Below are 18,914 nucleotides of genomic sequence, written 5' to 3'. Positions count from 1 at the left end.
CACCCGTCGGGGACCATGGACCCGGCTCCGGCTTCCGACGCCGATCCGGCGCCCCATGCGTCGTACGGCACCCAGGAAGCCCAGTACGGCGACTTCACCACGTACGGCGGTTACGACGCCACTCATTTCGGGACCGGCGGCCACCCCACCGGAAGCTTCGCCACCGACCCCCTCTTCGGCGACCTCCCCGGCGGCGGCCACGACACGGGCGCGTACGAGACCGGGCACTGGCCCGCGCATGGTCACGACACCGGGCAGTACGACACGTACGCCACCCCGTGCCCGTCCGCGTACGACACCGGCGGCTACGACGCGACCGCCTGGACCACCGGCCATCACCCGATGCCGGTGATCCCGCCGCAGGCCACCTCCCCGGAGACCAGCGGCCAGTGGGATTCCGGTGAGTGGCTCCAGGCCGATCAGGCCGGGAACCCCGCCGACCGGACCCAGCAGTGGGACTGGGGCACGCAGACCTTCGACAGCGGTGTCTACGACGCCACGCAGTGGAACTCCGACGGCGGCGACACCGCCGCCCCGGCGCCCGCGTCCGGCCCCTATGAGCCGCAGGCCGAGTCCTACGAGCACCGGGCCGAGCCGTTCGACCAGGAGCCCTACGAGGCTCCCGCCGCCGACGGGCCGGCCGACACCGGTGAGCTGCCCGCGGTGCACCTGCTCGAAGAGCAGGAGGAGACCGTTCCCGCCCCGGCGCCGCGCGCGGCCTCACGCGCCGGGTCCCGTTCCCGCCGCCGTACGCCCGCCAAGCGCTCCGCGCTGCTGACGGTGGCCGTGCCCTCGGCGTGCGTGATGGGTGTCGCCGGTATCGCCGCGGCCTCGGTCGGCGACCTGACCGACGACGGCGGCCAGGAGACGGCGACGACCGCGGCGGACGTCCAGCCGGTGAAACCGTCCACCGCCAACATCAAGCTGGACACCCAGCTGGAGAGCCTCGCCGCCGGCGCCGACGACTTCGCCGACCGGGCCAGCCGCACCCAGGAGCGCATCGACCTCAAGGCGCAGCAGGAGGCCGACCGCAAGGCGGCCGCGCAGGAGGCGGCCCGCAAGGAGCGGCTGCGGCCGAAGTTCGCGCTCCCGGTCGCGCAGCACGGCCTCAGCGCCTACTACGGCCAGTCCGGCATCAACTGGATGTCCGTCCACACCGGCATCGACTTCCCCGTCCTGTACGGCGCGACGGTGATGGCCGCCACCGACGGCACGGTGCGCACGCAGCTCAACTCCGCCTACGGCAACATGATGATCGTGACGGCGAAGGACGGCACGGAGACGTGGTACTGCCACCTCTCCAGCTACCAGGTCGCCTCCGGTACGACCGTGAAGGCCGGCGACCCGATCGCCTTCTCCGGGGACTCCGGCAATTCGACCGGTCCGCACCTGCACTTCGAGGTCCGCCCCGGCGGCGGCTCGGCGATCGATCCGCTCGCCTGGTTCCGCAGCCACGGCCTCGACCCGTCGTAGGACCAACCCCCGACGGGTCGAGGCCCGCGGCTACAGCTTCTCCACCGGCGCGTACCGCAGCAGCAGCCGCTTGGGCTTGGTGTCCCCGAAGTCGATCGTCGCCTCCGCGTTCCCACCCGTGCCCTTCACCGCGACCACGGTGCCGAGGCCGAACTGGTCGTGGGTGACCCGGTCCCCGACCGCCACCGACACCACGGGCTTCTCCGCGGTCCGCCGGGTGGCGAAACCTGAGGCGCCCGACGCCGACGAGCGGGAACGGGACGACGACAGCGAAGCCGCCACTCCCGACACCGGACCGGAGGACACGGACGCGCTCGCTCCCGTCCGCTTCCACTCCAGATGGGTGGCCGGGATCTCCTCCAGGAACCGCGAGGGCGGGTTGTAGGACGGCTGACCCCACGCGCTGCGCAGCGTCGACCGGGTCAGGTACAGCCGCTCACGCGCGCGCGTGATGCCGACGTACGCCAGGCGCCGCTCCTCCTCCAGCTCCTTGGTCTGGCCGAGGGCGCGCATGTGCGGGAAGACGCCGTCCTCCATGCCGGTGAGGAAGACCACCGGGAACTCCAGGCCCTTGGCGGTGTGCAGGGTCATCAGGGTGATGACGCCGGAGCCGTCCTCGTCCTCGTCGGGGATCTGGTCGGAGTCGGCGACCAGGGCGACCCGCTCCAGGAAGTCGGACAGCACCACGGACTCGCCCTCGCCGCGCTCCTGCTCGAACTCCAGGGCGACAGCCGCGAGTTCCTGGAGGTTCTCGATCCGGGTCTCGTCCTGCGGGTCGGTGGAGGCCTGCAGCTCGGCGAGGTAACCGGTGCGTTCCAGGATCGCCTCCAGGACCGTCGCCGGGCCCGCCCCGGACTCGACGACCGTACGCAGGTCCTCCATCAGCGTGTTGAACCGCTTGACCGCGTTCGACGACCGCGCGGCCATGCCGTACGCCTCGTCGACGCGCCTCAGCGCCTGCGGGAAGCTGATCTTCTCGCGCTGCGCGAGGGCGTCGATCATGGCCTCCGCACGGTCGCCGATGCCCCGCTTGGGGACGTTGAGGATGCGGCGCAGCGGCACCGAGTCCTCGGGGTTGGCGAGCACCCGCAGATAGGCCAGGACGTCCCGGACCTCCTTGCGCTCGTAGAAGCGGACGCCGCCGACGACCTTGTAGGGCAAGCCGACGCGGATGAAGATCTCCTCGAAGACACGGGACTGGGCGTTGGTGCGGTAGAAGACGGCGACGTCACCCGCCTTCGCCTCGCCCGCGTCGGTGAGGCGGTCTATCTCGTCGGCGACGAACTGGGCCTCGTCGTGCTCGGTGTCCGCGACGTACCCGGTGATCCGCGCGCCCGCGCCGGCGTTGGTCCACAGGTTCTTGGGGCGGCGCGACTCGTTGCGCTCGATGACGGCGTTGGCCGCGCTCAGGATGGTCTGCGTGGAACGGTAGTTCTGCTCCAGCAGGATCGTGGTCGCGTCCGGGTAGTCCTCCTCGAACTGGAGGATGTTGCGGATCGTCGCGCCGCGGAAGGCGTAGATCGACTGGTCGGCGTCACCGACCACGCACAGCTCGGCGGGCGGGACCTCGGTCTCGGACGGTGCGCCGGCGGGGTGCCCGGCGGTGCCGACGAGCTCACGCACCAGGGCGTACTGGGCGTGGTTGGTGTCCTGGTACTCGTCCACCATGACGTGCCGGAAGCGGCGACGGTAGTGCTCGGCGACGTCCGGGAAGGCGCGGAGCAGATTGACCGTCGTCATGATCAGGTCGTCGAAGTCCAGCGCGTTCGCCTCGCGCAGCCGCGACTGGTAGAGCGCGTAGGCCTGGGCGAGGGTCTTCTCGAAGCCGTCGGCCGCCCGGGCGGCGAAGTCCTCCTCGTCGATCAGCTCGTTCTTCAGGTTGCTGATCTTGGCGCTGAAGGACTTCGGCGGGAAGCGCTTGGGGTCGAGGTCCAGGTCGCGGCAGACCAGGGCCATCAGACGCTTGGAGTCGGCGGCGTCGTAGATCGAGAACGACGACGTGAAGCCGAGCTTCCTGCTCTCACGGCGCAGGATGCGCACGCACGCGCTGTGGAACGTCATGACCCACATGGCGCCCGCGCGCGGGCCGACGAGCTGCTCGACACGCTCCTTCATCTCGCCCGCGGCCTTGTTGGTGAAGGTGATCGCGAGGATCTGGCCCGGATGGACGTTCCGCTCGGCCAGCAGATGGGCGATGCGGTGGGTGAGCACGCGGGTCTTGCCGGAGCCGGCACCGGCCACGATGAGCAGCGGGGAGCCGGAGTGCGCGACGGCGGCACGCTGGTTTTCGTTCAGCCCCTCCAGCAACGCGGCGGCGTCGATCACCGGGCGCGGGGCGCCGTCGCGGTAGTAGGCGTCCCTGTCCGGCGGCACGTCGAATCTCCCGCCGAACAGGTCGTCCGGAATCTGCTCCGGTACGTGCTCGTCCTCGGGCGGTGGCGGGGGCTCGTCCGCGGGGCCCCGCCGGGCCTGGAGGTCCGCCAGGAAGCTGTCGTCAAAGAGGCTGCTCATCGCTCTCCGAGTCTAGGGCGCTCCACCGACAACCCGGGGCCACCCCGGGAACATCCCCGCTTTCCGGCAGCCGGGGCAGGGTGTGCACCCTCCAGAACCACTGCCTCACCCTGAGTGACCCCACACGTGAGGTCACGAAAATGTATCGGGCATATCACCCGTCAACCTTCACAAGGGCCACACCAGTTGGCTACGGTGCGGGCGGGCCGTACGACCCCCACCGGCGAACCCCGCCGGGCCGCACGGCCTCCGCCGAGTCCGTCCCTGCCGATCGCGGCAGCCGGAGCCGGGGACCCACCGAGACCATGGGGTGAATCGGCCCACTCCCTCGCGGAGCGGCCGTAGGGCAACCCTTCCGAATCACCCGCCCGAACCCGACAGCTAACCCGGTAGGCGGAGCATCGGAAGGAGTCGCCTCCCTTGGCGTCGCACCGCAAGTCGCGCACCCCCGGCGCGCGCGTGGCAGGCATACGGACCCCGGCCCTCGCCACGGCCGCCCTGACCTCCGTGGCCCTGCTGTCCCAGACGGCGGGCGCCGCCCCCTCCGACGACGGCAAGCCCAGCCTGGAGGAGGTCGAGAAGAAGGTCGACGAGCTCTACCGCCAGGCGGAGTCGGCGACCGACAAGTACAACGCGGCCAAGGAGAAGACCGCGAAGCAGCGCAAGCAGGTCGGCACCCTCCTCGACGACGTGGCCAAGCGCACCCAGAAGCTCAACGACGCGCGGGAGGAACTGGGCTCCTTCGCCGCCGCCCAGTACCGGACCGGCGTCGGTGTCCCCGACACCGCGACCTTCCTGCTCGCGGACACTCCGCAGGACTTCTTCGACCGGTCCCAGCTGATGGACCGGATGACCGGCCGCCAGAAGGAAGCGGTCGACGACTACGTCACCCAGCAGTCCGAGACGATGAGGAAGCGCCAGGAGGCCACCGAGAGCCTCGAGACGCTCACCGAGTCCCAGGGCGACCTGAAGACGGCCAAGGCCACCGTCCAGAAGAAGCTCACCGACGCGCGCAAGCTGATGTCGAAGCTGACCGCCGAGGAGAAGGCGCGGCTCGCGGCGATCGAGGAGAAGAAGCAGCAGGAGGCCGCCCGCAAGGCCGCCGAGCTCGCCGAGCAGCAGGCGGAGCAGCAGAAGACCCAGGAGAAGGCCGCCGCCCGGCAGGACAGCGGCACGTCGGGCAGCACCTCCGGATCCGCCGGCTCGACCACCGCGCCGTCCACCGGCTCCTCGTACGCCACCAAGGCCGAGAAGGCCCTCGCCTTCGCCCGCGCGCAGATCGGCAAGCCGTACGTCTGGGGCGCCACAGGCCCCGGCTCCTATGACTGCTCCGGCCTCACCCAGGCCGCCTGGAAGGCCGCCGGCGTCACCCTCCCGCGCACCACCTACGACCAGGTCGACGCGGGCACGACGGTCCCCGTCTCCCAGGCCCAGCCCGGTGACCTGGTCTTCTTCTACGACGACGTCACCCACGTGGGCATCTACATCGGCAACGGGATGATGATCCACGCGCCGAAGCCCGGCACGTACGTCCGCGAGGAGTCGATCTACTACGACGGCGAGTCCTCGATCCACAGCGTGGTGCGCCCCGCCTGACCTGCCCGGGGACACGCCGCCCGGCGCTACGACACGCGGCGCCGGGCGAAGGGCATCAGGTCCACAGCACCGCGATGAAGACGTTCGCCGTGGTCAGCAGACCGACCAGGCCGAACAGGCCCTTGTCCACCTTCTCCTCGTCCCGCTTCACATAGACCAGGCCGAGGATCACGATCAGCAGGGCCAGCTTCACGCCGATCTTGATGTTGTCGACGGAGTAGTCCTGGGCCTGGTTGAGGCCGACCAGGACCACACCGGTGACCAGCATCGTCAGCGCACCGTGCAGCATCGCGGGGACGAACCGGGCGGTGCCCCGGCCCATCGCCTTCATCTGGGTGAGGAAACCACCGAGGAGCGACGCGATGCCGATGATGTGCAGACCGACGAAGAGGTGGATGAGTACGTCCATGAGGCCGGAGCCTAGCCACAGCCACCTCGTAGCACTCCGGCGCCCTCATCCACCGCTCCTCCGGCATATCGGTCATCACCCTGAGTGAAGGTGACGAAGCCGGAACGGGATCCTGGTCACTTGAGGTCACTCGACGGTCCGCTCACGCCACTTCCGCACAACCCGTTACCGGGACCACGCGGCCGGGCCTAGCGTCCTCCCCCAGGTGACCGGCTCTCCACCGCCGCCCGGTCCAGGGGCGGCAACCGGACACCACCGCCGAGAAGGTCCGGCGGCGGACGGCTCCCCCTGTGCACCCCCGCCGCCGGACCGCCGGACGGCAGTCCGCTCCGCGCGGTCGTCGGAAAGGACGGGAGTCCAGGTGGCAGCGCACCGCAGGACCCGACAGCGCACGGCGGGCGGCACCACGACCCGCGTGGCCGCCGCCCTCGCCCTCGCCGGCGCGGCCACCGCGACCGGCTTCGACGGGACGGGACACGCCGAACCGCAGCTGACACCGGACCGGATCAAGGCCGATGTGCACAAGCTCTACCGGGAGGCGGAGGCCGCCACCGAGAAGTACAACGGCGCCAAGGAGAAAGCCGAGTCGGCCCGGCGTCGGCTGCGCGATCTGCAGGACGAGGCGGCCCGCAGGAAGGACCGGCTCAACTCCGCGCGGGACGCCCTGGGCTCGGTCGCGGCGGCGCAGTACCGCGGCGGCGGCCTGGACCCCGCCCTGCAGCTCTTCCTCTCCGAGGACCCGGACGGCTACCTGGACGGCGCCGCGCTCGCCGAACGGGCGGGCAGCCGCCGGCAGGCGGCGGTGGGGCGCGTACGCACACAGCTCCGGGAGATCGAGCAGTTGCGCGGCGCCGCACGCGTCGAGGTGAAATCGCTGACGGCCCGCCGCGCCGAGCTCGAGCGGCACAAGAAGACGGTCGACACCAAGCTGACCGCCGCCCGCCGGCTGCTGTCCCGGCTGACCCCCGGGCAACGCGCGGCGCTCACCGACGGCACCGGCCGCGCCCCACGCGCCTCGGCGGACACCCGGGACGCCCTCGCGGCCCCCGGCCCCCGTGCGGCGGAGGCCGTCTCCTACGCCTACGCCAAGCTCGGCAGCCCTTACGTCTGGGGCGCGACCGGCCCGAACGCCTTCGACTGCTCGGGTCTCATGCAGGCCGCGTACCGCTCCGCCGGCGTCTCCCTGCCCCGCACGACCTACGCCCAGATCGACGCGGGCCGCCGCATCCCCCGCTCCGAACTCCGCCCCGGGGACCTGGTCTTCTTCTACTCCGGCATCAGTCACGTCGGCATCTACGTCGGCGACGGCCGCATGATCCACGCCCCGAACCCCTCGGCCCCGGTCCGCGTGGCCCCCATCGACGAGATGCCCTTCGCGGGCGCCACGCGCGTGGTCTGAACGGCCCGTTCAGACCAGTCGCCGCGCCGTCGCCCAGCGGGTCAGTTCGTGGCGGTTGGACAGCTGGAGCTTGCGCAGGACCGCCGAGACGTGGGACTCGACCGTCTTCACCGAGATGAACAGCTGCTTGGCGATCTCCTTGTAGGCGTAGCCCCGGGCGATCAGCCGCAGTACCTCCCGCTCGCGCTGGGTGAGGCGGTCCATGTCCTCGTCGACCGGCGGGGCGTCGGTCGAGGCGAAGGCGTCCAGGACGAAGCCGGCCAGACGCGGCGAGAAGACCGCGTCCCCCTCCTGCACCCGGAAGATCGAGTCGACCAGGTCGGTCCCGGTGATCGTCTTGGTCACGTATCCGCGCGCACCGCCCCGGATCACCCCGATCACGTCCTCCGCCGCGTCCGACACGGACAGGGCGAGGAAACGGACCGGCTGCTCGGCGTCACCCATCAACGGGGCGCAACGGCGCAGCACTTCGACACCGCCGCCACCGGGCAGGTGCACATCGAGCAGGACCACCTCGGGCCGGGTCGCGGTGATGACCGTGACCGCCTGATCGACGTCGGCGGCCTCGCCGACCACCTCGACACCGGTCTGCTCGGTCTGCCCTATCTCCGCCTGGACCCCCGTGCGGAACATGCGGTGATCGTCGACGAGGACGACACGCACATGACGCCCGGCGGTGCTGCCGGCCGGCTCCATGGACTCGGCCCCCTTCGCCTCGGTCGGCTCGCTCATGACGTCTTCTCCATCTCCATCTCCAGCTCGACCTCCGTGCCGCCGTCCGGCACCGCGCGCAGCCGCGCCGTGCCGCCGTTGCGCTCCATGCGGCCGATGATCGATTCTCTGACGCCCATGCGGTCGGCGGGTATCGAGTCCAGGTCGAAGCCGGGGCCGCGGTCCCGGACGGACACGAAGACCGTCCTTCCCTCGACTTCGGCGTAGACCTGCACCGCGCCTCCCTCGCCACCGTACTTGGCGGCATTGACCATCGCTTCGCGCGCGGCCTGCATCTGTGCGCCGATTCTCTCGTCGAGCGGGCAGTCGCCGACGACCACGACCTCGATGGGGACCCCGTGCTTGTCCTCCACCTCGGCGGCATTGCGCTTCACCGCCTCGGCGAGCGTGGTGGGTTCGTCGTCCTCGTCCTTGCCGTTGCCCTCCGGCTTGTAGAGCCAGGCGCGCAGGTCGCGCTCCTGGGCCCGGGCCAGGCGGCGCACCTCGCCCGCGTTGTCCGCGTTGCGCTGGATCAGGGTGAGGGTGTGCAGCACCGAGTCGTGGACGTGGGCGGCGACCTCCGCGCGTTCCTGCGCCCGGATGCGCATCAGACGCTCCTCGGAGAGGTCCTGCGTCATGCGCACCAGATAGGGGCCGGCGAGGAGGGTTATGCCGACGAGGACCGCGAGGGCCGCCTGGAGCACCGAGCCGAGGTGGCTGCCGGAGCCCCGCAGGACGAAGATGCCCGAGGCGCCCGCCGTCACCAACAGCACACCGGCCACGGCCCGCAGCAGCGTGACCGTGCGCCGGCGGCGGCCGACCTCCATCCAGCGGGCCCGGCGGGCGTTGTCCGCCTGCCGCCAGACCAGGGCGACGCCCGCACCGACCAGCACGGTCGGCCAGAGATAGGCCCTGGCCCCGTTGGTCAGGTTCACATTGCCCACGAAGATCATGGCCACGACGACCATGAGGAGCAGGGCGACGATCTGCCCCTTGTCCGGTTTCCGGGTGACGAGTCTGCGCCGGCCGTCCGGCGAGGCCTCCGTCGTCACCAGTGAGGGCGGCTTCTGCGCGTCCACACCGCCGACGCCCAGCGGTACGAAGAACCAGAACGCGGCGTACAGCAGCGCGCCGAGACCGTCGGCCATGAACAGACCGACGAAGACGAGACGCACCCAGATTACGGGCAGCCCGAGGTGTCCGGCGAGCCCCCGCGCCACACCACCGAGCCAGCGTCCGTCACTGCTGCGGTAGAGCTTGCGCGGCGGCCGCGGCTCGGCGAGTGGCGCTGCTGCGGCTTCCGACATGCCAACGATGGTCACACGCCCGGGGTACCGGAGCATCAGGGTCGGTCCCGGAGACTCCCCTGATCTCCACGGGCCGGGTCCGTCGAACGCTCCCCCGGCCCCACTCGGGGGCCGATATCAGGGTCCGGCCAGGGTCGTACCGACTGCCGCCACGGCGGCTCGACCGTCACCATGGACCCATGACCGATCACCAGCACGCCGCGACGGGTCCGGGACCCGTCTCCGCCCCGGAGGGAGCGACCGCCCCGGCACCGGAGCCGGCCGACGAGAGCGGACGCTTCCGGCGCGACCGCCGGCACCGGATGCTCGGCGGGGTGTGCGCGGGGCTCGGCCGGCAGTGCGACATGGACCCGGTGATCTTCCGGATCACACTCGCGGTCCTGTCCGCCACCGGCGGCATCGGCCTCATCTTCTACGGCTTCGCCTGGCTCTTCGTCCCGTACGAGGACGAGGAGGAGAACGAGATCCGCCGGCTGCTGACCGGCCGGGTCGACGGCCACACCCTGACGGCCGTGCTGTTCGCGCTGGTCGGCTGCGGCGTCTTCCTCACCATGCTGAGCAACGACGGAGTGCTGAGCTTCGCCGTCATACTGTCCCTGCTGCTCGCCGGCGCCGGGTACTGGTCCCGGCGGCGTGGTGCGCCCAGCCCCGACCACATCGCCGCCCAGGCCGTGGCCGACGCCCCGCCGGAGCCCCAGGCACCGCCGGCCCCCTCCGCCTTCCCCTCGTGGTGGCGTGATCCCATCGTCAAGGACGGCACACACGTCGGAGGCACGGGCTATCTGTGGGGCCCCCGGGACTCCCGCGACATGGACATCGCCGCCGCCGTCGACATCGGCCTCGGCCCCCGCACCGGCACCCGCGACACCGCGTACGCACCGCACCGCCGGCCGCCGAAGCCACGCGGCCCCCGCGGGACCGGCGGCTGGATCTTCCTGCTCGCCCTGCTCGCCTGCGGCCTCGGCACCGGGCTGGCGTGGGAGCAACACCCCCTCGGCACCAGCCTGCAGACCGGCCTCGCCTGCGCCCTCGCCGTCTTCGGCGTCGGTGTGGCCGTCAGCGCGTTCCTCGGCCGCACCGGGGCGGGATCGATCATCCTGGCGGTCATCACGGCGGGCCTGCTCGCCGGCTCGGCCGCCCTGCCCAAGGACATCGGCACCGACTGGACGCACACGGCCTGGGAGCCCACCTCGGTCGCGCAGATACGCCCGACCTACGACCTGGGCGCCGGCGAAGGCGTCCTGGACCTGTCGGCGATACGCGTCCCCGCGGACGGAACCGTCTCGACACGGGCCGATGTCGGCCTGGGCCGGATCCACGTGATCGTGCCCAGGGACGTGACCGTGAGGCTGAGCGTCGATGTGGGAGTGGGCGACATCCAGTTGCCGGGCGACAGGCGGAAGGACGTGGACGTGGCACCGGGCAAGCACAAGGAGGTGACCCTGGAGCCGCCGGCCGGCGTCGAGGAGGCGGGCACGCTCGACCTCGATCTCCAGGTCGGCGCGGGACAGGCGGAGGTGAGCCGTGCTGCGTCATGAGTTCCAGCCGGGCAGGCTGGTGGCCGGCGCCTTCCTCACCCTCGCCGCGGTGATCTACGCCGGCGACGCGGGCGGCGCCTGGGACACCCCGTGGTTCGTGGTGATCCCCGTGGTCACCGGCGGGCTCTGCCTGGCCGGCGCGGTGGGTTCCCTGACCGGCCTCGTACGCCGCCGCCGAGGCAGACCGGTCTCCCGCGGGACCGACCCGGGGACGGCACCCTGAGCGGGCGCTACCGGTACCCCCGTCCGCTGCCGCCGCCGGGCACGAAGAACGGCGTCCACGGACGGTAACGGAGCGCCCGTCGGCACCAGTGAGGTCAAGGCCGTCAGGTGCGGGAGGACACGACCCTGGGAGATGTCGTTTGGATCTTGCCGGGGTCGCGGGGTCCGGCACGCACCTCTGCGGCGTTGCCGTCGGTCCTCGACGCCCCGCGTCGACTCCCTCCTCCGCCTCGCAGCCGCACGCACCGGACCCCGCCCGGCTCGGCTGTGAGGCGCCGTCGCCTGAAACCGGCCCGATCCAGACGACACCCCCTAGGAGCGCCCTCGGCTACGTCGGTTCCTGATCAGGGCATCCAGTGACCAGAGGGGCGCGCCGGCCAGTACGAGGGGCACCCAGCAGAACATGTACGGGAGGTCATTGCCGTAGTAGTACGGGTCGGCGGCCCAGCTCACGGTCAGCCACAGGCTGAGGGAGATCAGCGCGCCGCCCAGGGCGGCCAGGCGGGTGAGCAGGCCGAGCAGGGTGCCGATGCCGACGGCCAGTTCTCCGAGGGCGATGGCGTAACCGAAGGCGACAGGGCTCTCCAACGCCATGTCGACCAGCGCGGGGACGGCGGAGGAATCGCGGACGCCGCGCATCATGTCGCCGATCGATCCGGCGCCGGAGTCCTTCATGAACGCGCTGTCCGTGAGTTTGTCGAGGCCGGCGTAGATGAAGGTGATTCCGAGGAAGATGCGCAGGGGGACGAGGGCGTAGCGGGTGGCGGTGTCCCGCCAGTCCCTGTCGCCGTCGAAGTGGGGGGAGTGCGTGTCCGTGCGCATACCGTGAGTCATCGCTGTCCGCCGCCTCTCACCGCCGTGCCGGCACTCCTCGATAGACCATACGTACGACGAATGACGGCGGCTCAATCCTGAGGGCGGGGTTTTTCTTCGGGGTGCGGTACTCGTGGGCGCGGGTGCCCCGCGTTGGTGTGGGCCGGGGGTGTTCGCGCAGCCCGGCGCTTGCGGGGTGCCTCCTCCGGCGGGGGTACCTCCAGCCCGCCCGTGCCGCCCTGCGGCACGACTGCCCGCGGGAGCGGAGGCATACGGCAGCTGTTCGTGGGAGTGGGTGCCCGCCTAGTCCGTCACGTCGATCGTGTAGCGGTTCGTCTCCGCGCCCGCTGCCGTGACGACCTGTACCTCCACCCGCCCCGGTTCCACCTCCACCGGCACCGGCACGGTCAGCAGCGCGTCCGTCGGGTTGTCGAAGCCGCCCGTCACCGGGACCAGCGGCACGTGCACGTTGACCGGCCCGACCCGGACCACCATCCGGGACAGACTGTCCGCCCCCTGGGCGCCCACAGGAACGAACCCGGCTCCCCGGATCTCGATGTCGTCGCCGGTCCGGATCGGCGCGTCCAGATCGCCGGCCTCCCGCGCCCGCACCACCGACAGAATGACCGGGCGCCCACCCTCCGCGTACTTCCCCGCGAGATACGTCGCCGCCGACACCAGCACCACCACCGCGAGCCCCCACGGCAGATCCGGCAACTGGTCCGGCCGCCGGGCCAGCCGCACCGCCGCGAACGCCAGGGCGACACCGCTGATCACGACGTACTGGATGTCGGCGAAGCTGCCCCGCCCCGAGTCGTCGGTCAGCAGGTCCGCCGCCCTGGGCCGGTACGCGCGTACCTTCTGCAGCCGCTGCCCCAGCACCCGCAGCCCGACCACCCGCCGCACCAGCACGGCGATCCCGCACACCACGGCCAGTACGGTCACCACACCGGCACCGCGGGCGAGTTCGAGCCCGTCGATCAGGGCGTCCCGCTCCCGGTCACCGGAGGCGGCCGCGAGCCGCCCCACCAGAACGAGCACCGCGAACGCGAGGAACAGCACCCAGCACGCGGCCACCGCGCGGGACGTGGAGAGCCGGTTGTCCTCCCCGATCACCGGCGCCAGCGCACCCCCGCGCGCCCGGTGGAACCACGACGCGGCGGTCAGCGCCCCGGCCACCACCAGCGCGGCCAGCAATCCGGCGGTGCGCGCGGCGGTCCATCCCGCGCCGATCGCCGTGAGCGCCTGCCCCAGGAGCAGCAGCACGAAGCCCGCCCACACCACACCCGCGGTCCGCCGCCACAGCCGCACCAGCCACGCCGTGCCCTCGGCCCGCCCCCGTTCGGCGACGACCTCCGCGGCCTGCGTCAGCTCCTCCGACACCCACTGCCGGGAGGCGGAGGCGGAGTGGGCCACCGCGGCCGGCACCCCCTGTCCGGCCGCGAACTCGTCCCGCTTCAGCAGGAACGCGGCGACCGCGCGCCGATGCCCCTCACGCACGCCGTGCGGACAGTCCCCGCAGGTGCAGCCACCCTCGTGGGCACCCATGTCGGGGCCGCCCTGCCTCGCCTCCTGCACCGCCACGCCCGAAGCCCGCCTTCCCCACCGTCGAAGCCATCAAAAAACACGACACAAGTCCCCCGCGACGAAAGCGAATTGTGCCCTACCCCGCCCCCGCCCCGTCCGGCAGGACCGGTCCGGACGAGTGAACTTCGAGGCGCCAGGTTGACCCGCTGTCTACGTCAGCAGATCCGGCTCGCTCCGGCTGATGTCCTGCCACATCGGCTGGTAGTTGATCCACGCCACCAGGTCCCCGCCCAGCTGCTCCCGCGTCGCCACCGCCTGCCGGTGGTCGATGAGGACGGGCCGGCCCGCCGCCTTCGCGGTGAGCTGCACCTGGCAGGACCGCTCCATCGTCACGAACCACCAGGCCGCCGCGTCCACCGAGTCGCCCACGGTGAGCAGCCCGTGGTTGCGCAGCACCAGTGCCTTGTGGGAGCCGAGCACATCCGCGATCCGCCGTCCCTCCTCGGCGTCGACGGTGACGCCGCTGTAGGCGTCGTAGAGGGCGTGGTCCTCGTAGAAGGCACAGCTCTCCTGGGTGATCGGGTCGAGCAGGTCACCGAGGGCGGCGAGGGCGCGGCCGTGCACCGAGTGGCAGTGGGCGACGGCGACGACGTCGGGCCGGGCCGCGTGCACCTGGGCGTGCACGGTGAACGCGGCCTGGTTGACGTGGTGGCCGCCCTCGACGACCTGGCCGTCCCGGTTGGCGAGCACCAGGTCGCTCACGGTGACCTGCCGGAAGGGCATCCCGAACGGGTTGACCCAGAAGCAGTCGCTGAACTCCGGGTCGCGTGCGGTGATGTGCCCCGAGACACCGTCCTCGTAGCCGAGCCGCCCGAAGAGCCGCAGCGCGCCCGCGAGCCGCTCCTTGCGGTGCCGGCGCTCGTCGTCGACCGACTCGTGCATGGGCGGCATGGCGAAGCGCAGTTTGCCGGTGGGCAGCGGCAGGGGCGGCGTGGGCCCGTGCATGAGTCCTCCCGGGGGGGGTGTGCGTACGGGGCGGAAGTTACCGGTGGGCCGCCCCCTACGACAGCTCTCTTCCGTAAAGATGCGGTACGGGGCCCGCTGCTCCGTCCGGAGGACGCCGTCGATACCCGACACAGGACGTCCGGTATCCCCGTCACACTCGGCCCATGCACACGAACTGGGCGGCCTTCACCGCCGCCGAACCGGATTTCGCGAAGACCGTGGAGGAGCGCTTCGCCGCGTACACCCACCACGTTCTCGCGACCCTGCGCAAGGACGGCTCACCACGTACCACCGGCCTGGAGGTCCGCTTCCTGAACGGGGAGCTGTGGCTCGGCATGATGCCGGACTCGCTCAAGGCACTCGATCTGCGCCGCGACCCGCGCTTCGCGCTCCAGGCGAACCCCGGCGACGGCACGGGCATGGGCGGCGGCGACGTCCGGATCGGCGGCCGGGCGGTCGAGATCGCCGACGACGACACGGAGACCCGGCGCAGGTACGTCGAAGAGGTGGAACCGCCGGAGCCGTTCCACCTCTTCCGCACCGAGCTGACGGAGGTCGTACGGACCCGCGTCGAGGACGAGAAGTACCTGGTCGTCCAGGTCTGGAAGCCCGGAGAGCCGGTGCGCGCCCTCAAGCGGACATGAGGGTGGGGACTACTCCCACTCGATGGTGCCCGGCGGCTTGGAGGTCACGTCGAGGACGACGCGGTTGACGTCCCGCACCTCGTTGGTGATCCGGGTCGAGATCTTCGCGAGGACGTCGTACGGCAGCCGCGACCAGTCGGCGGTCATGGCGTCCTCGCTGGAGACGGGGCGCAGCACGATCGGGTGGCCGTAGGTACGGCCGTCGCCCTGGACACCCACGGACCGCACGTCCGCGAGCAGAACGACCGGGCACTGCCAGATGTCCCGGTCGAGACCGGCCGCGGTCAGCTCCTCGCGGGCGATGGCGTCGGCCTCGCGGAGCAGGTCGAGCCGTTCCCTGGTGACCTCGCCGACGATCCGGATGCCGAGCCCGGGGCCGGGGAACGGCTGGCGCTGGACGATCTCGTCCGGCAGGCCGAGCTCCTGGCCGACCATCCGGACCTCGTCCTTGAACAGCTTGCGCAGCGGCTCGATCAGCTGGAACTCGAGGTCCTCGGGGAGGCCGCCCACGTTGTGGTGGGACTTGATGTTGGCGGTGCCGGTGCCTCCGCCGGACTCCACGACGTCCGGGTAGAGCGTGCCCTGGACCAGGAACTCCACCGCCGGACCCGCGTCCGCGATGATCTCGGCCTGGGCCTGTTCGAAGACCCGGATGAACTCCCGGCCGATGATCTTCCGCTTCTCCTCGGGGTCGGAGACGCCCTTGAGCGCGGTGAGGAACCGCTCCTGCGCGTCCACGACCTTGAGCTGCACGCCGGTCGCGGCCACGAAGTCCTTCTCGACCTGCTCGGTCTCACCCTTGCGCATCAGGCCGTGGTCGACGTACACGCAGGTCAGCTGGGAGCCGATGGCCTTCTGGACGAGCGCGGCGGCGACGGCGGAGTCCACGCCGCCGGACAGGCCGCAGATGGCGCGCTTGTCGCCGACCAGCTCGCGGATGGCGTCGACCTGCTCGTCGATGACGTTGCCGGTGGTCCAGTCCGGGGTCAGGCCCGCGCCCCGGTACAGGAAGTGCTCCAGCACCTGCTGCCCGTGCGTGGAGTGCATCACCTCGGGGTGGTACTGGACGCCGTAGAGCTTCTTGTCGTCGTTCTCGAACGCGGCGACCGGGACGATGTCCGTCGAGGCGGTGACGGTGAAGCCCTCGGGGGCGGCGGAGCAGGCGTCGCCGTGCGACATCCAGACGGCCTGCTCGTCGGGGGTGCCCTCGAAGAGGGTGGAGGACGCCCGGGAGACACGCAGATCCGTACGGCCGTACTCACGGGCCCCGGTGTTGTCCACCTGGCCGCCCAGGCTCTGGGCCATGAGCTGGAAGCCGTAGCACATGCCGAAGACGGGGACGCCGGCCTCGAAGATCTCGCGGTCGAGGCGGGGGGCGCCCTCCTCGTACACGGACGAGGGGCCGCCGGACAGGATGATCGCCGCCGGATTCCTGGCGAGGATCTCCTCGACCGGCATGGTGCTCGGCACGATCTCGCTGTAGACCCGCGCCTCGCGGACGCGACGGGCGATGAGCTGGGCGTACTGCGCGCCGAAGTCGACGACCAGGACGGTGTCGGGCGCGTTGGCAGCGGGAGACGCTGATGACACGAGGTGCCTTCCGGCGGTGGGGCGGGGATCTTGTGCCTCCCAATTCTACCGAGGTGGCGGCGGAGCGTGTCCCGCCGCCGGGATCGGACGCCGTCTCACCATGCGATCCGTGTTGGACAGCCGCGGCCGGCCGGGCATACTTGCCCCATGCTCACGCACCCGACCTTCCTCTTTACCTATGGCAACCGGCCCGCCGGCTGCCATGGTCGTGCTGCTTGAGCAACTGACAAGCGACTTCCCAGGCGCCCCGGGCCGACAAGGTCCGGGGCGCCTGGCGTTTTCCTCCGGACCTTGTCGCTCCGGGGCACCGCACCCACCCACGAGGAGCCCCGACATGACCGCCACCACGACGGAGTCGACCGAGAAGACCGGCGCCCGCACCACCGAGGCCGCCGAGCTGATCACCGGCGCCCGCGAGCGGATCGACGCGCTCGACGACCGGATCATCGGTCTGGTGCAGGAACGGATGGCCGTGTCGGCCGTCATCCAGAAGGAACGCATCGCCTCCGGCGGCCGGCGGGTGAACCTGTCCCGCGAGATGGAGATCCTCGCCCACTACAGGGAAGCGCTGGGCAAGCCGGGCACCACGCTCGCGATGACCCTGCTGGAGCTGTGCCGCGGCAAGATCTGAATCCGCGTTCGCGGTACGGACGTACGCATGCTCCTCACCCGTACGGCGCGTGACCGGTAGCGGAACCGCTTCGTTGGTACCGGTGTCCGTGTCTGCCAGGGACGGACCCGGAGAACCACGCGTGGCTCGCCGGAGCGATGAGGCGTGCGGCTCCGCCGTGCGTCGTGGGACCTCGCTCCGGACAAGTGACCGGACGGCAGGGGACAGCGGCCCGGTCACTCCGGAGAACGGCCGGCCCGGGGGACGCCCGGGGCCGGCCGGCGGAAACCCGCCGTACGCCTCAGGTGCGGGACACGACGCCGCAGCCCGCGTCGTCCTCCGTCGGCTTCAGTTCCTTGCTGCGGTCGTACGGGTCGCGTGCCTTCCCGGACGGCTCGGGGTCGGTCCGCCGGTCGGCGAAGAACTCCGGGCGGATGAGGCCGTCGCCCTCCCGGCAGTCGTCGTTGGATATCTCGCTGTCGAGACCGACGACCCAGATGTGCCCCTCGCTGAACCGGAACCTGGCGGGATCCACGGCCTCCACCTCGACCGACCGGCGGACGATGGACCGGCTCACCTCGTCGCCGCCACCGACGCGGGCCATCGGGTACACGAAGGTGTAGTCGGCCTTGACCACGGCCCTCCCGGCCGTTCCGCTCACGGCCTCGACCGTCATACGGCCACGCACCCGCACGTCGCCCACGAGTTCGACCTCCTCGGGGTCGAACCGGGTGAACGTCCACACCGGGTCGTTCTTCACCGTGGGCTCGCGCAGGGCGGCGCGCAGGTCGGCGAGGTACTCCTTCTCCTCCGGATCCACGAGGTCCAGCGCCTTCTCCGGCCGGTCGCCCTTCAGCACCGCGGGATCGAGGTTGGAGGCGACCAGGAACTCCTTCGTACCCTTCAGCGCGGCCTCGATCCGGGCGGCGGGGACCCCGTTGACGGCCTTGGCCCCGGGCAGCCGGATGGCGTCCGCCCCCGACTCCCAGCGGGCGGCCGGGGAGCCGGCGAACGGCTTCTCGCGCGTGGGGATGCCGGCGGGGGCCGCGGAGGGCGCGGTGCCGGGCCGGGCGGTCTCGGGGGCCAGCGGCGCGGCGTCGGCCTTCCGCGCCTCGTCCGATGCGCCGGACCCCTCGCCGAGGTCGCCGGGCAGCCAGGACAGCGCGGCGGACGGATTGACGGCGACCACGGCCAGCGCCGCGGCCACCACCACCCCCACCGCGCTCCAGACCCGGCGCCGTCGCGAGGCACGGCCGTCCATCTCCTGCCAGGCCGGACCCGTACGCCATCCCTCGGGCTGGGCGGGCCGCACGGGCGCCCGCTTCCCGCCCCAGCGGCGCTTCCCGCCACCGGCCGCCCCGGCCTGCGCCTCGTCCATGGCCCGCAACCGCTCGGTCACCATGCGCGCCCGCGCCGACGGCTCCTTGGGGGCGGAGGAACGGATGTCGCGTTCACTGTCCCGGACGAACTTCTCCCAGACGTCGTCAGGGAGGGACGAGGACTCCGGTCCGGGCTCTTGGGACGGTTGTTGGGCCACGGGGTCGCGGACTTTCTCTCGG

At 71.6% G+C, this 18,914-nt stretch carries 16 protein-coding genes and 1 riboswitch; of the genes, 7 read left to right on the top strand and 9 right to left on the bottom strand.

What is annotated here, in order from left to right; genetic code table 11:
* Nucleotides 1-15: 15 nt before the first annotated feature.
* Nucleotides 16-1,473, top strand: coding sequence for a M23 family metallopeptidase (locus ACH4VX_RS10140; RefSeq protein WP_398366994.1), 1,458 nt, complete (start codon nucleotides 16-18; stop codon nucleotides 1,471-1,473).
* Between the two features lie 30 nt (nucleotides 1,474-1,503).
* Here the strand turns inward: ACH4VX_RS10140 and pcrA are convergent, their stop codons facing one another.
* Entirely contained in the window at nucleotides 1,504-3,984 is a 2,481-nt protein-coding gene (gene pcrA / locus ACH4VX_RS10135; RefSeq protein ID WP_398366881.1) for a DNA helicase PcrA, read from the bottom strand.
* Between the two features lie 255 nt (nucleotides 3,985-4,239).
* Nucleotides 4,240-4,397, top strand: a riboswitch (cyclic di-AMP (ydaO/yuaA leader).
* Between the two features lie 7 nt (nucleotides 4,398-4,404).
* On the opposite strand from pcrA, the gene ACH4VX_RS10130 reads away from it, so the two are divergent.
* Entirely contained in the window at nucleotides 4,405-5,580 is a 1,176-nt protein-coding gene (locus ACH4VX_RS10130; RefSeq protein WP_398366880.1) for an NlpC/P60 family protein, read from the top strand.
* 55 nt (nucleotides 5,581-5,635) lie between these two features.
* Here ACH4VX_RS10130 and ACH4VX_RS10125 read toward each other — a convergent pair whose 3' ends face one another.
* The gene (locus tag ACH4VX_RS10125) at nucleotides 5,636-5,989 is read right to left on the bottom strand and encodes a hypothetical protein (RefSeq protein ID WP_398366879.1); all 354 of its coding nucleotides are present in this window, start codon (nucleotides 5,987-5,989) and stop codon (nucleotides 5,636-5,638) included.
* Nucleotides 5,990-6,350: 361 nt separating this feature from the next.
* Here ACH4VX_RS10125 and ACH4VX_RS10120 point away from each other — a divergent pair, with 361 nt between their 5' ends.
* Nucleotides 6,351-7,388: an NlpC/P60 family protein gene (locus ACH4VX_RS10120; protein WP_398366878.1), complete on the top strand. Its 1,038-nt coding sequence runs from the start codon at nucleotides 6,351-6,353 to the stop codon at nucleotides 7,386-7,388.
* Nucleotides 7,389-7,397: 9 nt separating this feature from the next.
* Here ACH4VX_RS10120 and ACH4VX_RS10115 read toward each other — a convergent pair whose 3' ends face one another.
* Nucleotides 7,398-8,120, bottom strand: a complete 723-nt coding sequence (locus ACH4VX_RS10115; RefSeq protein WP_398366877.1) for a LuxR C-terminal-related transcriptional regulator — start codon at nucleotides 8,118-8,120, stop codon at nucleotides 7,398-7,400.
* Complete coding sequence (locus ACH4VX_RS10110) at nucleotides 8,117-9,406, bottom strand: PspC domain-containing protein (protein WP_398366876.1); 1,290 nt, start codon at nucleotides 9,404-9,406, stop codon at nucleotides 8,117-8,119. Before ACH4VX_RS10110 ends, ACH4VX_RS10115 begins: the two co-directional genes overlap by 4 nt.
* A 179-nt stretch (nucleotides 9,407-9,585) precedes the next feature.
* Here ACH4VX_RS10110 and ACH4VX_RS10105 point away from each other — a divergent pair, with 179 nt between their 5' ends.
* Nucleotides 9,586-10,944: a PspC domain-containing protein gene (locus tag ACH4VX_RS10105; RefSeq protein WP_398366875.1), complete on the top strand. Its 1,359-nt coding sequence runs from the start codon at nucleotides 9,586-9,588 to the stop codon at nucleotides 10,942-10,944.
* Nucleotides 10,931-11,167: a hypothetical protein gene (locus ACH4VX_RS10100; RefSeq protein WP_398366874.1), complete on the top strand. Its 237-nt coding sequence runs from the start codon at nucleotides 10,931-10,933 to the stop codon at nucleotides 11,165-11,167. The genes ACH4VX_RS10105 and ACH4VX_RS10100 overlap by 14 nt, the downstream gene beginning before the upstream one ends.
* Nucleotides 11,168-11,478: 311 nt before the next feature.
* Here ACH4VX_RS10100 and ACH4VX_RS10095 read toward each other — a convergent pair whose 3' ends face one another.
* The 3 genes from ACH4VX_RS10095 to ACH4VX_RS10085 form a co-directional block, all read right to left on the bottom strand.
* Nucleotides 11,479-12,000, bottom strand: coding sequence for a DoxX family membrane protein (locus ACH4VX_RS10095; RefSeq protein ID WP_398366873.1), 522 nt, complete (start codon nucleotides 11,998-12,000; stop codon nucleotides 11,479-11,481).
* Between the two features lie 282 nt (nucleotides 12,001-12,282).
* Entirely contained in the window at nucleotides 12,283-13,563 is a 1,281-nt protein-coding gene (locus tag ACH4VX_RS10090) for a hypothetical protein (RefSeq protein WP_398366872.1), read from the bottom strand.
* A gap of 153 nt (nucleotides 13,564-13,716) precedes the next feature.
* Nucleotides 13,717-14,511 carry a class II aldolase/adducin family protein gene (locus ACH4VX_RS10085; RefSeq protein WP_398366871.1) on the bottom strand — a complete coding sequence of 265 codons (795 nt, stop codon included), beginning with the start codon at nucleotides 14,509-14,511 and terminating at the stop codon, nucleotides 13,717-13,719.
* Between the two features lie 164 nt (nucleotides 14,512-14,675).
* Between ACH4VX_RS10085 and ACH4VX_RS10080 the strand changes: the two genes are divergently transcribed.
* A complete protein-coding gene (locus ACH4VX_RS10080) occupies nucleotides 14,676-15,155 on the top strand; it encodes a pyridoxamine 5'-phosphate oxidase family protein (RefSeq protein ID WP_398366870.1) in 480 nt (159 codons plus the stop codon).
* 9 nt (nucleotides 15,156-15,164) lie between these two features.
* Here ACH4VX_RS10080 and guaA read toward each other — a convergent pair whose 3' ends face one another.
* A complete protein-coding gene (guaA, locus tag ACH4VX_RS10075; protein WP_398366869.1) occupies nucleotides 15,165-16,745 on the bottom strand; it encodes a glutamine-hydrolyzing GMP synthase in 1,581 nt (526 codons plus the stop codon).
* A 334-nt stretch (nucleotides 16,746-17,079) separates the two neighbouring features.
* Here guaA and ACH4VX_RS10070 point away from each other — a divergent pair, with 334 nt between their 5' ends.
* The gene (locus tag ACH4VX_RS10070; protein WP_398366868.1) at nucleotides 17,080-17,376 is read left to right on the top strand and encodes a chorismate mutase; all 297 of its coding nucleotides are present in this window, start codon (nucleotides 17,080-17,082) and stop codon (nucleotides 17,374-17,376) included.
* A 280-nt stretch (nucleotides 17,377-17,656) separates the two neighbouring features.
* On the opposite strand, the gene ACH4VX_RS10065 is transcribed toward ACH4VX_RS10070, so the two are convergent.
* Nucleotides 17,657-18,892 carry a hypothetical protein gene (locus ACH4VX_RS10065; protein ID WP_398366867.1) on the bottom strand — a complete coding sequence of 412 codons (1,236 nt, stop codon included), beginning with the start codon at nucleotides 18,890-18,892 and terminating at the stop codon, nucleotides 17,657-17,659.
* Nucleotides 18,893-18,914: the final 22 nt, after the last annotated feature.

Source organism: Streptomyces sp. NPDC020731, assembly GCF_044334705.1.
Taxonomy (GTDB): Bacteria; Actinomycetota; Actinomycetes; order Streptomycetales; family Streptomycetaceae; genus Streptomyces.
The sequence above is the reverse complement of the archived record's forward strand: the minus strand, read 5'-3'. Positions and strand labels throughout refer to the sequence as shown.